This is a genomic window from Roseobacter sp. HKCC-CH-9351 (genome assembly GCF_037830295.1).
Classification (GTDB): Bacteria; Pseudomonadota; Alphaproteobacteria; order Rhodobacterales; family Rhodobacteraceae; genus M30B80.
Map to the genome: position 1 here is coordinate 120,678 of NZ_JBBLYM010000001.1, position 14,490 is coordinate 135,167.

A 14,490-nucleotide genomic window follows, 5' to 3' on the forward strand; every position below is an offset into this window, starting at 1 on the left:
TCTCCTATTCTGCAGCGGCGGAATAATTGTCCTGGTGAATGCAGCGCTTTACTGCGGCAACAATATCGGGCTTCTGCGGGACACTTGCCGCCTCGAGCGTGAGGTTAAAGGGCACTGGAATGTCCAAGCCGGCAACGATTTCAACCGGCGCGTCTAAGTCCCAAAACGCCTCTTCCTGAATGATTGACGCGATGTCCGACGCGATACCCCCGCGGCGATTGGCTTCTTGAACAATAACCGCGCGCTTCGTCTTAGAAACGGATTGCAATATCATTCCGCGATCGAGTGGCACCAACGTGCGCGGATCAATCACTTCAACTGATATGCCCTGCTCCGCCAATTCAGCCGCCGCTTCTAGGGATCGCGGGATCATATTGGACCACGCAATGAGAGTGATGTCAGTACCGCTGCGTTTGATGTCGCCTTTCCCAAACTCGATGATGTGCTCACCGTCGGGGACCATCCCTTTAGTCATGTAGAGGTGCTTATGCTCTAGGAACATAACTGGATCGTCCTGGCGCATGGCATACTTCAGCAGACCCTTCGCATCCGCTGGAGTGGATGGCATTACAACTTTCAAACCGGGGATGTGATAAAAGAGAGCTTCAAGCGATTGAGAGTGCTGAGCTGCAACACCACCACCCGTGCCGCCCTGTGTTCTCATGACGAAGGGCACGCGGCCATCGCCACCAGTCATTAATCGAAACTTAGCGGCTTGGTTGACGATCATGTCCATGCCCAGCATCGCAAAATCTACGTATAAGATTTCTACAATTGGGCGAGCTCCAGCAATTGCGGCCCCCACACCAACGCCGATCATTCCCGCTTCTGCGATTGGTGTGTCACGCACGCGCAGGGAGCCATACTTATCGAGTAGACCCTCAGTTACTTTGTAGGAACCACCCCGCTCCGCGATACCCTCGCCAATAATGAACACCAGGTCATTGCGGGCCATTTCTTCATCAATCGCTTCGCGCAGCGCTTCGCGATACATCAACTCTCTTTGAGACACTTTACTTCTCCCACCTAACCGAAGCTCAATAGTCGGCCGCAAATGCGCGGAAATCTTCGATAGAAACTTCGCTACTATTTTTTGAAAACTCGACAGCAGCCTCAAATTCGGCCGCGATTTCAGACTCAATGGCGTCAATTTCACCGTCTGAAATGTCGGACATATCTTTAAGTGCCTTACGGGCACGATCGACTGGGTCGCGCTGCTTGTAGTAGGTTAAACGATCCTCAGGCATGTACTTTCCGGGGTCATTGACGTGATGGCCCATGTGCCGGAACGTCTTTGCCTCGATGAGCACCGGCCCCTTACCTTTCCGGCAAGTCTCAACGGCTTGACGCATAATCTCATAGACGGCCAGCGGATCGTTTCCGTCCACCTGGTGGCTCTCAACTCCAATGCCCAAGCCGCGCTTGTACAAGTCCGGCTCGCGAGTGGATTCCTCAATCGGTGTGGACACCGCGTATTGGTTGTTCTCCACTACCAATACATAATTCAGGTTCCAGATGGCTGCTAAGTTGAGGCTTTCGAGGAACGTCCCGTTATTGGTTGCGCCATCGGTGCTGAATGTCACCGTGACGGCGTCCGAGCCCCTTATCTGGTTTGCGAGTGCTGCACCAACGCCAAGCGGTGTCCCTGCCCCAACAATTCCGTTGGCGCCCAAATTACCAACTGAAATGTCGGCGATGTGCATTGATCCACCGTAGCCCTTGCAATAGCCAGTATCTTTCTGGAGTAGCTCGGCGACCATTTTTTTAACGTCTGCACCCCAAGCGATGCAGTGGCCATGACCTCGGTGAGTTGACGCGATGTAATCGCCCTCGGAGAGAGCCGCGCAGACGCCCGTGGCAATCCCCTCTTGTCCAAGGTACGGGTGGAAGTATCCACGGATTAAACCCTGGCGATAAAGTTTTATGCCTTCAGTCTCAAAAACCCGTATCTTGTGCGCTGTGCGGAAAATTTTTTCCAAAAATTCTCTTGAGTAAGCGTTTGACGCTGACGATTTCTTTGCCATACCCTTAGATCCACTTCAAAACTGAGGAATTCCGTGCTTTTGCTTGAGTGAATCGGTAGCATTTTCAAAAACAATTGTCGAGAAAATTTTCTACATATTGCAAGAATTTTCAGAAAATTTTTTGTACGAAATTTTCACACTCGCCAGAAAAATTTCAATTTAATAAACAATATCAATTGCTTGTAGTTATTTTTTTTGTGATAAATATTTTCAAGAAATGTGGGGAATGTCTTTCCTGCACTCGCAACTTAGCATAAGCTGAGTGTGAAAGCTGCGATCATACGAAAACTAGGAGAAGAAGTTGGACAAGAATAGCGATCTACTTGACCGTATCCAGGCTCAGTACGCCGATCTCCGCAAGTCTGAGAAGGTTGTCGCAGATTACCTAAGGCGTCACTCTACCGACAAGCTGCAGCAGTCGATAACAGAATTCGCAAAGACACTAGGCGTGAGCGACGCGACGGTGAGCCGGTTTAGCCGTGCCTTAGGGTACTCAGGCTACCCAGATTTAAAGCTAGCTCTCGCGGAAGCTTCTGGGGGCGTGGACCGGAACAGTGTTGTTAACATTCCCAGCGAGCTCGACAGAAATGATCCCCTCATAACGTTGAGTGCAAAATTATCAGTTTTGCTTTCAAACAGTATCTTGGGAACGCAAAAACTACTCGACGAACAGCTTCTCGAGCAATGCGTTGGAGACCTTAGGACTTGTGACCAAGTTGTTTTGATAGGGGTCGGTGGAGCATCCGCAATCTGCATGGAGGCGGCGCACCTATTCACAAAAGCCGGAGTGGATGCCAAGTCATATGATGACGGCTACAATCAAATCGTTGCGGCAGCTAATATCAGTAAAAACAGCTTGATGATCGGTATCTCACATACTGGCACTACAGCTGACGTCGGAAACGCTCTGACGCTTGCCCGCAAAAATGGGGCCTCGACAATCGCCATCACGAGTGAACCGCACTCCTTGGTAGGAAAGTCAGCCGCGCGGACCCTTCTAACCTGGAACTCCAACACCCCAAGCGTCCCACTCTATGGCGACTTCCTAGAGGGCCGCATGAGCCAGCTGTTTCTTATCAATATGTTATACGTCGGGCTGATTTTTGGGAGTGATGATAGACACACCCAGCACTTAAAAGCCACGGCAGAAGCTTTGGAAGCATATTATCGGCACGACCGGGGCTGAAAATTGTCAGCTCGATGTTGAACAATTGCGTACAAACGCTCCAATCAAATCGGCATGAACTATTGAATTTATGCGCCCGGCCAGGAGGATGGGAGGAAGAGCGGCCGAGCGCAACAGAGAACCGCTGTAATTTCTTATCGCGATTGCTCTAAAACAAACACGTGTGGATTTTCTGAGTGTGGAAGACCCGAAATGTCTAAATCCATCTCTGAACTCTCAATCCACGTTACGCGTTCAGGAGAGATACGGTCCGTGAATGTAGTGACCGGCTCAATGTCTAGAACACCCTTTTCACTGAAGTAGTGCATGGGAATGACGGCCTTAGGCTTTATTCGCGAAATGAAGTCATCCAAATCATCCAAGGAAATTGTCGCGTGCTCACCCGTGAGTGCTAACAAGAGATCAACCTTCCCGGCTAGATTTTCAATATGCTCAGGCGCTACTGCATTACCTATGTCGCCCATGTGAAGAACACGGACACCGCCAATCTCAAAATGGTAGAGCGCGTTCGCATCTGGATCTCTTTGGAAGTATTTTTGGAAATCATAGGTCATACTCTCCATCGCGGGATAGGACGTTATAAATAATCCCCCGACTTCCAATCCACTGTCTGGAACTTCAAGTGCATTCACTACGGTAGGATTACCGCCAACGTGGCTAGCGTCACAGTGAAAATCATCAGTTGCGGAGCTCATTATCACGATATCAGCCGGCTCGGATATCGGGTCAAATCCCGCGAGTGAGGGGGTATATGGATCCGTCACCACTGACAAACCCTCTTCCTCTAAGCGAAAGCTCGCATGGGCGTAAAATTTTAGTTTCATCGAAGGTCTCCTCAAACCTCTTCACCAGTAAATAGGGTCCAACTGTCACAGAGTTCTTCTTGGCGAGCAGCAAAAGCGGTTAAGTGGTCGCTTTCCATGTGATCATTCCAATGAGGCCGTGTCTCCCAGTCCTCAACAAACATAAACAGCCCTTGCTCATCGTGTGAGCGATGCATCTCATATTTGTTGCAACCTTCTTCCAACCTGGTTGGTGCAACCAATGAGGCAAGCACATCCTCAAGCTCAGCCTCTTTCCCGGCCTTGGCCTTCAATGTCGCAATAACGGTCAAAGTCATGCCGTCTCCTTTCGATATTTCACTAATTGTTCACAAAGTTGGAGGTCGACGCCCTGGTCTAGGTTTGAAACCACGTGATCAGCGGCGTCGAAGTTCTCGGAAGCCGTGTAAGCTGAGATTGTTACTATACAGTTCATTCCAGCCGCCTTCGCGGCGCTGAGACCAATATGGCTATCCTCAACTACAACGCATTTCGTGGGTTCCACTGACAACGTTGTTGCGGCCAAGTGATATATCGCTGGGTCTGGCTTCTTGTGCTTAACCACATCACCGGCGAAGATTTGTATTCTGGATGATCTTTTGTCACCCAAAAGTTTCCAAACCAATGTAGCAACGGCTCTTTCGTTAGAGGTTGAGCACACGGCAACCTTTAACCCCGCTTCGAACGCGGCGTCTATCATTCGGGCAACGCCATCGCGCAGTGTTAAAGCCCCACTTTCGATTATGTTCAGGAAAAACCCTGTCTTCACTTTATGAAGGTCTATAACCATCTGGTCGCGCTGGTCCTCACGCGCAACAGGCCAGCCCACTTCATCGAAATGGCGACGCAGTCTTTCTTTGCCACCGCCAGTCGTTAGTAAGTCGCCATAACGCTCAATATCCCAATGCGCATCGATATTAAGTTCCTTAAAGGCCATGTTGAAGGCGACCCGGTGGCCATCGCGCTCAGTATCAACTAAGACGCCATCACAGTCGAAAATAAGTGCTTGAATTGGACTTTCACTCATTGACGTGCTCCTGAAGCTGTGCCGTTGGAGCCAAATAGTTTGATCGATCCTTTCACATCGGCCTTCATAGTCTGATACTGAGCCTCCACATATGGTATCGGCTCACCCAGTGATGGAGACGTCGCCTTCACCCCACAAAATCCATCAATGAACAACTGTTTATGGCCGGTGGAGATGTTAACTTTTGCTGCACCCAAGCTAATGCACTTATGGAACTGATCCGGGGTTAGCCCAGTCCCACCATGAAGGGCTATCGGCACGTTTACTGCCTCAGAGATGCTCTGGAGTAAGCCAAAATCAATTTTGGCCTCTCCTCTATAGAAACCATGTGCCGTGCCTATTGCCGGCGCAAAAACATCAAGATTTGGAAGCTCTCGGCAAAACTCAACGCACTCCGCGAGGTCCGCCAACATTGCGGCCTCATCGCTAACAACTTTATCGTCCTCTACGCCACCGATCGCCCCAATTTCAGCCTCCAGACCCACGCCAGCTGCCTGCGTGAGTTCGTATACTTGCTTGGATTTTTGGAGGTTCTGCTCAAAAGGAAGTGACGATCCGTCAAACATCACGGCTGTCCAGCCGGCGTCGATACACATTTTTATGATATCGACATCAGTACAGTGATCGAGGTGCAGCGCGACTGGCGTGTCTACATTGCCAGCCATCGTTGCGACCCACGCTCCGACTTCCTTGGCCCCCCAATACTTAACTGTTTTAACCGATACCTGGACGATCACGGGCGCGTTAAGTTCCGCGGCACCATCCACTATGGATCGGGCGCTGTTGTAATCTATCATGTTATATGCGGCGACCCCAAAGCCTTCGGATCTCGCGCGCCTCAACATAGGCCCCATCGATACTAGCGGCATTTTAACACTCCTAGACGCTGTGAAGCGCCGGCAATAGCCGGCGCTGCCCGCGGTCAAATTTTGGTTTCGTCGACTTTTGCAGGATGAAACAGCCTTGATCTTCCAGCGGCCTTCGCCTCGTTGTCGAACACCGTTCCCTTGGGAGCTGATACAATCTCAAGCTGCATGCCCCATGGGGCCATAAAATAACACCAGGTCAGTCCAAGATTTGGGCCATCGGTATAAGAGGTTGGCTCACCGAGTATTTCCACATTGTTCGCCTTGAGGAAATCTATGGCAGCATCCATATCGTCGACATAGAACGCCAAATGGTGACCGCCTATGTCACTGTTTTTGGGCGGAATTTTAACTTGGTCTGGAGCTTCGTACTGAAAAATCTCCAAATTGGTCCCGTTTCCACAGCGGACATATCGAAACTCTTTGATTACGCACCGGTCATCCACCCTTAGGTGCTCCGACATCCAAGAGCCCTCGCCCTTGAAATCTTTCGCAGCGGTGTAAAGAACCTCCGCGCCAAGGATTTTTTCGAAAAAATCACAAGCTTCATCGATGTCCGGCACAGTGAAGCCGATGTGTTCCATTCCTCGCATTCCAGGCATTGCCATTTTACTAATCTCCCTATTGCGTCACAGATGCTTAGAAACAAAGTCACTCAGCGCTTGGTACTGCCCCGAATGAGCGACAGCCTCATAGAAGCCGCGGTAGACTTGATGCTGGTCTTCATAGAGGCCCCGAAGTTGTTGATTTGGGTCAAAAGTGCTCTCAACCTGCACCATAGAGTCCACCGCTTCGTCGATAGAAGCGAAGGCGCCGGCGCCAAATGCACCCAGAATTGCCGCACCAAGAACCGTACACTCGCGCTCTTTCAAGACAGTGGTCGGCTGGCCGATTATATCAGTCATTATTTGCACAAAGCCGTCTGACTTTGTGCCGCCGCCTGTTAACCGGAAATCCGTAATCCCGCCGTCCACGTCGCTTTGAAATGCGTCAAAAACCATGCGCATTTCGTTTGCGCACCCCTCTAAGAGGCCCCGGATCAGGTCTGCACGCTGATGGTATAGACCGAGCCCGAGGAAACCTCCGCGAGAAACTGCGTCGTAATAGGGCGTGACTTGGCTAGCCATAAAGGAGTGAAACAATACCCCATTCGCGCCAGGCTTCGAAGTTTCGGCCTCGTTCACCATCACGCTGTAGACGCTCTTTCCCCTTTTTGCCGCTTCATCAAGCTCATTGCGGCCCAAGTGGTCGCGCCACCAGCGGAGACAGGCACCCAAGCTGAAGGCGCCCCCTTCAATGTCCCATGCTCCAGGCACACCATGCCCGCCCCACCAAAGATTTTTGCCTTTGATACGTTTAAGGCTGTCGATATGGGCCACCATTACACCAGCGGTACCCACGGTGAATTCAGCCATTCCTTGCTTGATGACACCGGCACCAATGGCAGCACACTGCTGATCACCGGCGCCACGGCACAGTACCAAACCCTCCGGGAGGCCCATCTGTTCAGCCGCTTCCTTGGATAGCCTACCGACTTGACCTGATGGAATACCTACTGGAGGAAGGCGATCACGGTCGATGCCACACACTTTGAGAATGCGATCAGACCAATCAAGTTTTTCAATATCCATCATGCCGTTAAGCGTGAGGGAGGCCGGGTCTGTAGACCAATCCTCTCCCCCCATCCGATACAGAAAATATTCTTGGCCATTCGCGAACCAACGAGTTTTCTCGAAGAGTTCTGGGGCATTTTCTCTAAGCCAAATAATTTTTGCTGCAGACCAGAGGGGGCTTATTTGCATGCCGGTGTGTTCTTGATGCTCTCCCTCACCCGGAAATTCATCTGCGAGCTTCTCCTCACATTTGAGGGCCCTCCCACAGTTCCAGACAATTGAATTCATCAGGGGCTTTTTATGCTCATCCAGGAGCGCAAACGTTCCACGCTGACTTGAGAGGCCGAGAGACACGTATGCGTCTGGTGACAAATCTGCTTGAGCGGCTGCCTGGCGTGAGGCCTGACATATACCGTCCCAAACAGCCTCAAGGTCCTGCTCAATCCACCCAGCCTTCGGAGACTGACAATCATATTCCTTGTAGCCATGACCCAAAGCGTCCCCACGCTCACTGAAGATCATAACAGTGCAGCCAGTTGTGCCCGCATCAATTCCGACAAATGCACGTTTAGCTTTCATTTTTTCCTCCCACAGAGATCGAATGGCTGTCTAGCCATGACGACAAAGCGCCTAAAAATTTCTTGCGCCGCTTTTTTTCTTGATCCGAGAAATCATCCAGTAGTCTTTGTTTCTCGATCAAAACGTCTTCACTGACGGAGATCGATTGAATGCAATCCACCGCTGGGTAGGTGTCGCCTGTCCCAGTCCATCCACTGTTTGTTGAAAACCCATAGACCGCTAATCCGGATGGCCATGTGGCATCGAGCAATTGTGGTGTATCTCCTCGAGTTCGAACCCAGCAGTGAATGTCGCGAATATTTCCAGCACGAACTTGATCGAGGAGGTCTTGGGACATTGAACTATGCGGGGGAACTCCTGCGGCAAAGTCGCAGTCAACTAGCTCAATCACTGCATCAAATCCCACAATTCGAAGAGCATCACGAAGGATTATGTGTTTAGCAGTGCATGCCCCCCTTCTCGCTTTAAGGGCTGCATACGGAGACCTGTCCCCACTTGAGAAATATGGGATCTCTCGTACTGCGTGATAGACTTCAACCAGGGCAGCATGGCCTGAGCTCGAAATGTTATCGCGCACAAAGCCTTGTAACTCGGACTGATATCCACTGACGCTCACCGATCAATCCTCCTCAGAAATAGGCGTGCCCATCACCTGAGTCGAAGACGTGCCACTTGTCGCGATTTACAGTGAGGTGGCAGCTATCGCCCGGTTTGCCGTTGAACTCAGGGGTTGTTTTCACGCGAATTCGCGCATCTTCCAACTCCACTTCCACGAGCATGTCGCCCCCCAACAATTCATTAACAAAAATCTTGCCTTTGATGCTGGGTTCGCCTGGATCAGTCATCGAAATACTCAGCGCATCAGGTCGTACGCCCATGCGCGCTTGCTTCGCCTTACGAGCGCCATTAAGGCGTTTTACTTGCTCGGAGAGCAGCGGAATTTCGAAATTTTTGTGGCTAAGGTGCACCTGATCCCCATTGCCTTGAAGGTCGCAGGTTAAGAAATTCATTGCCGGCTCGCCAACGAAACCAGCCACCCAAGCATTCACAGGATGATTATAAATCTCACTTGGGGTACCCCACTGCTGCAGCTCTCCGTCATGCATGACCGCAATATAGTCAGCCATTGACAGAGCCTCGAGTTGATCATGGGTGACGTAAATCATCGTCGTACCCAGTGACTTTTGAAGGTGCTTGATTTCACCTCGCATGTGAGCACGCAGCTTGGCGTCAAGGTGCGCGATCGGCTCATCAAAGAGGAAGAGTTTCGGCTCACGTACAATCGCGCGACCAATTGCAACTCGCTGCTTCTGACCACCCGATAGTTCGTGCGGCCGCCGCTCCATCAAGTGATCAATCTCGAGGAGCTTACCCGCAGCCTCAACGCGATCCTTGATTGTACTGTCGTCCATCTTACGCAGTCGCAATGGATTTGCCATATTCTCAAAAACTGACTTGTGGGGGTAGAGCGCATAGTTTTCAAAGACCATTGCTACGTCGCGATCTTTTGGAGCCAGATCGTTAATACGCTCATCATCAAACAAAACGTCTCCAGAAGAGATGTGCTCAAGCCCCGCAAGCATTCGCATTGTCGATGATTTCCCACATCCAGAAGGGCCTAAGATCGAAACAAAACTTCCATCTGGACAGGTAATGTTGAGGTCCTTCACCGCCGGCGTTTCACCGTAATATTTCCAAACGTTTTTAAGCGTTACTGTAGCCATAATAGCCTCCCAATGTGACGGCTCTGAACATCCTTCATGCCGTACAAACCAATCATTCCTTCACAGCGCCCATGGTGAGGCCAGTGACAAGATATTTGCGAATAACCAAGCCAAGCAGCATCATGGGTGCGGTTGTCACGACCCCCGCGGCCATAATTGAGCCCCACTGAATATTTTGAGGTTGAACCAGCTCACGCGTTGCTACCGGCAAAGTTTTTGCACCGCCTGACCCAATAATCGCGGCGAAGAGAAAATCATTCCACGCGAACAAAATGCAGAGAACAACAAAGGCGCCGATGCCAGGTGCCACTAATGGTACAATCGACCAAAATGCTTGGAAGCGAGTGCTTCCATCAACCATCTGAGACTCTTCGATTGCATATGGAACGTTGTCAAAAAAGCCCTTCAAAATCCAAATTGCGAATGGGAGGTTGAATGTGGTGTAGGCAAGGATCAAACCCGGAAGAGTTCCGACGAGATCAAGTGTACGAAAGATCGAATAGAGCGGCACCATGACGGCCACAACTGGCGCCATTCGCGTAGAAATAATCCAAAAGAAGAGGTCTTTCTTTCCACGAAACTCTACTCGGCTGAGACTGTACGCAGCCAGAGATCCGAACACTACTGACACAATCGCAGAGCCACCCGCTGCGATTAGACTATTTGCCATGTAGCGCCCAAAATTTCCCTCGGAAAACAGGCTTGAGTAGTGCTCAAACGTCGGAGTGAATTCGAAAAAAATACCGACACCCGACCAATCTCCTACTTCAGGCAGGTTGAACGCCTCCAACAAGTCTTTGAAGGACGAAACAAACATGATGACAAAAGGAAGGAGCGTCCAAATCAGGTACACGGCCAGGAACAACGCAGCAGAAACACGCAGCGCTTTTTGTAATGGCGTATCGTAGTGAACGACGTCTTGAGAGGCCATAATTATTTCCTTTCCGATTGCGGTTTGTCGAATACGCGCACCAAAATCATGCCGAGTACTATGGTTACGATGAGCAAAGTAAGGGCGATTGCGGCTCCTCGGCCTAATTTGAAGAACTTGAATGCAACTTCAAAAAGGTAAACCGGGAGGATCTTGGTGGAATTTCCAGGCCCCCCACCAGTGAGCACCAGAATATGGTCGATGAAGCGGAAATTATCCATGAAGCGTAATAGGATAGCGATCAGGAGTACTGGATAAAGGTTGGGCAATGTGATGGCGAAAAAGTTCCGAATTGGTGATGCGCCATCCACCATGTTGGCCTCAAGTTGATCACGAGGAACCTTTTTAAGCCCTGCAAGTGCAATCAAAGTGATTAATGGAGTCCATTGCCAAACATCCACCAAGACAATCGCGTACATTGATGTCGATTGGCTTGCCAAGATTGATGCGCTATCCAGGATACCCAGGCTTTGGAGGATCCAGTGATACCATCCAAAAGTACCATTATATAGGAAGAGCCAGAGTAAGCCGGCCACTGCTGGGGCCATCATCATTGGCATCAAAAGAGCAGTTACTAGGTATTTTTCGTAGCGGTGGTTATTCACAATCACCGCCAGCATCAGACCGATAGCCAACTGCATGAACAGGCACATCGCGCTGTATTTAAGAAGCAAACCCCATCCGCTTAAAAAGTTAGGGTCCTTCAATAAGCGAGCGTAATTACGGAAGCCAACCCACTCCGAGCTCCCAATGTCGACAGATTGCAGCGACATAACAATGAGCCAGAAAAATGGGTACAGGGATATAAATGCGAGAACCGCAATCGCTGGCGCCATTAGGTAGAGGTAGTAACGCTTTGGCGCCGGAGGATTGAAAATCGTTGGCGCAGGCAGAGCATCTGTGAGAGGTCTGGCCTCGACTTCGACTGAGTGTTCCCTAGCTCTGAACAATTGGGCGGCACCGGACAGCATAGATTTATTTTCGAAATTTGTGACATCAGTCATGAGTGACGCTCCGAAGTGGTTCTGCTTTTCCTTGGAGGTAGGTTCAGCGGCAGAAAAAAGATCCGCTGAACCTCGCTTTTAAAGATCAGACATCATTCAAGAAATCGAACTGCTCTTTCATCGCTGCAGCAGTCTCTGCAGGCGATTTTTGACCAGATAGCATTTGCTGGGTTTCTGAAGCTAAGATGGAGTGATACTCGTTCGCCTCAGGAATTTTTGGCCCCAATACAAAGTGTGGATCCTTGATGCCGTGATTGTATACAGCGTCAAAGGTAAGAGCATTTGGCATGTTTGTTGGCCGTTGCTGGGCCGCCTTAACATCTTCGCGCTCCAAAACAGACTTTCTAGTCGGGGTGCCGCCTAGGCCTGCCAAAACATCGTACTGGATCTGGTTGCTGGTCGACCAAATTGCGAACAAATACGCAGCACGCTGCATATCTTCCGAGGCGTTAGCATTAATGCCAATGCCACCGATGCCACAGTTAGTACCATTAACGAGCGGACCACCAGTCAGGTTCCAATCAGCATCACCCTTTGGACATGGCGCGTAGGCAGTACGTCCACCAGATGCGACGGAGGTCTCTGGATTTTCCACCGACGCAGCAAATTCATGATATTGGACTTGCATTGCGATGTTGCCAGACTGGTAAACAGTATTCAGCTCCAACGTGCCGTTAGCCAGGTTGTCTGGGTGAGAGGCATCGCCGAGCTCTTTGAATTTTTCCAACATCAGAACTGATTGTTCGTCGCCCCAGTTGGTGGGTCCGGGACGTTTGGAACCGAGCTTGTCGTCGATTGGGAAGTCAATCCACTGCCCATGCGAGAACATCATGCGTTGGATATCAAGCTGAGTGGTCCAAGCAAACGAGCCCTGGTGCTGAGCGTAGCCGTATGGAACGTCCGCGCCGCCCTCCTTCATCGCCTTGAAGAACTTAGCGATATCGAGGACCTGCTTCCATGTAGTCTCTTCGTTGAACTCCAAACGATAGCCATACTCGGCCTCAAAGTCCTTTGTGTGCGCCTCAAAGAGGTCCTGCCGGTAGAAAGTACATGCCACGGCCGCATCATACGGAAGGGCGATAATCTTGTCTTCGGCATAGAAACGCCCACATGCTGACAGGAAGTTTTCAAACCAAGCACCGTCCCCATATCCCTCGGGATCTTGCGGAAGGGTGTCGTCGCCAAACATGGTGCTCAAATCGACATAGAAATCAGCAAATGGCGCACCGATTGGTTTATCCTGCACATAATTCAATGTGTAGTCGGACTTGCCGGAGCGCAGATCAATCCCAGCTTTTTGTTGAACAACGGGCAAGTCATCCGTCAGGATCTCTACTTCAATGCCAGTTTTCTCATAGAATGACTGGATATTTTCGCGGATCGCAAACGATGGTGGGGTGTTTTCCGAAAGAAAAACCAGTTTTGAACCAGCGTATTGACGCCATTTTGCTTCTTCGGATGAGGCCGCTTGAACCCTTGTGCTCATGATGGTGGAATTCAAGCCTACTGCCAGAGATCCCGCTCCAAGCATGGTGGCTCCCGCACCGCCCAACTCAAGAAACTTGCGGCGACTAATAGGCGTATGGATCGCCTGTTTAGGTTTATAAAACATTTAGTCTCTCCCTTTTTAGAGTGGCCGTTCGGCCAAACCTGACCTCAGTCATCGCTCCCACCCATTTGGGCCCCTCGATTCTTGAGTCAGCGCCTTCACGTTATTGTAAAAAATTTTTTTGTAAATAATTTTCTTCATTTTTTCTTTTCGATTGGATTTTTTAGCAAAAACAATACATATTTTCAAATTTTTAACAATTTTTACAAAAAAAATATTTTTTACCGCTCAGAACAAAGTACGATATTTTTTTCCTTAACTCGCCCCTGAGTGTCAGAAGTACACCGAGAGAAGCGCTCCCTCACACCAAAAAGAAAAAAATTTTCATACTTGATTCCAGGCTTTTCAAATTTCGTATACGAAATACAAAATACAAAGTCTTGTCAACACCAAATAAAATGCTATCCTGCATCATTCAAAAGGTGATGAGATCTGATGCGCTCGATACGTAACAAAAAATCATTGGTCGAAGAGACATATGACAGCCTTCTTGCCGCAATCACGTCTGGGGAACTGGGGCCCGGTGAGCGACTAAATCAAGACCAATTAGCTGAACAATTGAACGTGTCACGACAACCCGTGAACAGCGCCATTGCAATCCTGAAAGCCAACGGCCTGTTACATGACAACGGGAAACGTGGGGTCATTGTTGCCCCAATCGATCCTCAGTATTTCGTAAATATCTACGAATTTAGATTAATCGTTGAGCCTTCAGTCGCAAAACTAGCGGCTGACCGTAAGCCAGACAATGCGGAGGCAGAAGCCGAAGAAATAATGAAATTAGGACAGTCTGCGGTGGAGAAAGCGGATAGCTTTGACCTAATCGCGGCAGATGCAGCCTTTCACAGAATGATTTATCAATGGGCTGGCAACACTGTGGTTGCGCAATCTCTAAACGCTAATTGGCATCACGTCGAACGCTTCATGGGACGCGTTCTAAGCGATGAAAAGTTTATCAAATCCACTTGGAAAGATCATCGCATGATATTGGAGCATATCCTGACAGGAAAAGGTGATTTGGCCGAAGTACAAATGCGCGACCATATACACAGAGCGAAGGAAAGCACACTGGCCGCGCTCATGGCACATGAAAAATAAGGTAGCTG

The 14,490-nt window shown here is 49.9% G+C and carries 15 protein-coding genes; 2 read left to right on the top strand and 13 right to left on the bottom strand.

From position 1 onward, the window contains the following. Positions 1–4: 4 nt before the first annotated feature. A complete protein-coding gene (locus AAC632_RS00635; RefSeq protein ID WP_340298605.1) occupies positions 5–994 on the bottom strand; it encodes an alpha-ketoacid dehydrogenase subunit beta in 990 nt (329 codons plus the stop codon). A 43-nt stretch (positions 995–1,037) separates the two neighbouring features. Further along, positions 1,038–2,024, bottom strand: a complete 987-nt coding sequence (locus tag AAC632_RS00640; protein WP_340298603.1) for a thiamine pyrophosphate-dependent dehydrogenase E1 component subunit alpha — start codon at positions 2,022–2,024, stop codon at positions 1,038–1,040. Positions 2,025–2,325: 301 nt separating this feature from the next. Between AAC632_RS00640 and AAC632_RS00645 the strand changes: the two genes are divergently transcribed. Next, on the top strand, positions 2,326–3,210 hold the full coding sequence (locus AAC632_RS00645) for a MurR/RpiR family transcriptional regulator (protein ID WP_340298602.1): 885 nt from the start codon (positions 2,326–2,328) through the stop codon (positions 3,208–3,210). A gap of 134 nt (positions 3,211–3,344) precedes the next feature. On the opposite strand, the gene AAC632_RS00650 is transcribed toward AAC632_RS00645, so the two are convergent. From AAC632_RS00650 to AAC632_RS00700, 11 genes are all read right to left on the bottom strand, one after another. Beyond that, a complete protein-coding gene (locus tag AAC632_RS00650; RefSeq protein ID WP_340298600.1) occupies positions 3,345–4,034 on the bottom strand; it encodes an MBL fold metallo-hydrolase in 690 nt (229 codons plus the stop codon). Between the two features lie 11 nt (positions 4,035–4,045). Beyond that, positions 4,046–4,330 (bottom strand): putative quinol monooxygenase, encoded by a 285-nt coding sequence (locus AAC632_RS00655; RefSeq protein ID WP_340298599.1) that lies wholly within the window; start codon positions 4,328–4,330, stop codon positions 4,046–4,048. Further along, positions 4,327–5,058, bottom strand: coding sequence for an HAD-IA family hydrolase (locus tag AAC632_RS00660; RefSeq protein WP_340298598.1), 732 nt, complete (start codon positions 5,056–5,058; stop codon positions 4,327–4,329). Before AAC632_RS00660 ends, AAC632_RS00655 begins: the two co-directional genes overlap by 4 nt. Beyond that, entirely contained in the window at positions 5,055–5,927 is an 873-nt protein-coding gene (locus AAC632_RS00665; protein ID WP_340298597.1) for a class II fructose-bisphosphate aldolase, read from the bottom strand. The genes AAC632_RS00660 and AAC632_RS00665 overlap by 4 nt, the downstream gene beginning before the upstream one ends. A gap of 53 nt (positions 5,928–5,980) precedes the next feature. Next, complete coding sequence (locus tag AAC632_RS00670; RefSeq protein ID WP_340298596.1) at positions 5,981–6,532, bottom strand: VOC family protein; 552 nt, start codon at positions 6,530–6,532, stop codon at positions 5,981–5,983. A gap of 21 nt (positions 6,533–6,553) precedes the next feature. Further along, entirely contained in the window at positions 6,554–8,116 is a 1,563-nt protein-coding gene (locus tag AAC632_RS00675; RefSeq protein ID WP_340298595.1) for an FGGY-family carbohydrate kinase, read from the bottom strand. Then, positions 8,106–8,732, bottom strand: a complete 627-nt coding sequence (locus AAC632_RS00680; RefSeq protein ID WP_340298594.1) for a hypothetical protein — start codon at positions 8,730–8,732, stop codon at positions 8,106–8,108. Before AAC632_RS00680 ends, AAC632_RS00675 begins: the two co-directional genes overlap by 11 nt. Before the next feature lie 13 nt (positions 8,733–8,745). Next, positions 8,746–9,840, bottom strand: a complete 1,095-nt coding sequence (locus AAC632_RS00685) for an ABC transporter ATP-binding protein (RefSeq protein ID WP_340298593.1) — start codon at positions 9,838–9,840, stop codon at positions 8,746–8,748. A 52-nt stretch (positions 9,841–9,892) separates the two neighbouring features. Continuing rightward, a complete protein-coding gene (locus AAC632_RS00690; protein WP_340298592.1) occupies positions 9,893–10,771 on the bottom strand; it encodes a carbohydrate ABC transporter permease in 879 nt (292 codons plus the stop codon). A gap of 2 nt (positions 10,772–10,773) precedes the next feature. Continuing rightward, complete coding sequence (locus AAC632_RS00695) at positions 10,774–11,775, bottom strand: carbohydrate ABC transporter permease (RefSeq protein ID WP_340298591.1); 1,002 nt, start codon at positions 11,773–11,775, stop codon at positions 10,774–10,776. Between the two features lie 85 nt (positions 11,776–11,860). Then, complete coding sequence (locus AAC632_RS00700) at positions 11,861–13,387, bottom strand: extracellular solute-binding protein (RefSeq protein ID WP_340298590.1); 1,527 nt, start codon at positions 13,385–13,387, stop codon at positions 11,861–11,863. Positions 13,388–13,819: 432 nt separating this feature from the next. Between AAC632_RS00700 and AAC632_RS00705 the strand changes: the two genes are divergently transcribed. Beyond that, positions 13,820–14,482, top strand: coding sequence for a GntR family transcriptional regulator (locus AAC632_RS00705; RefSeq protein WP_340298589.1), 663 nt, complete (start codon positions 13,820–13,822; stop codon positions 14,480–14,482). The last annotated feature ends 8 nt before the right edge of the window (positions 14,483–14,490 follow it).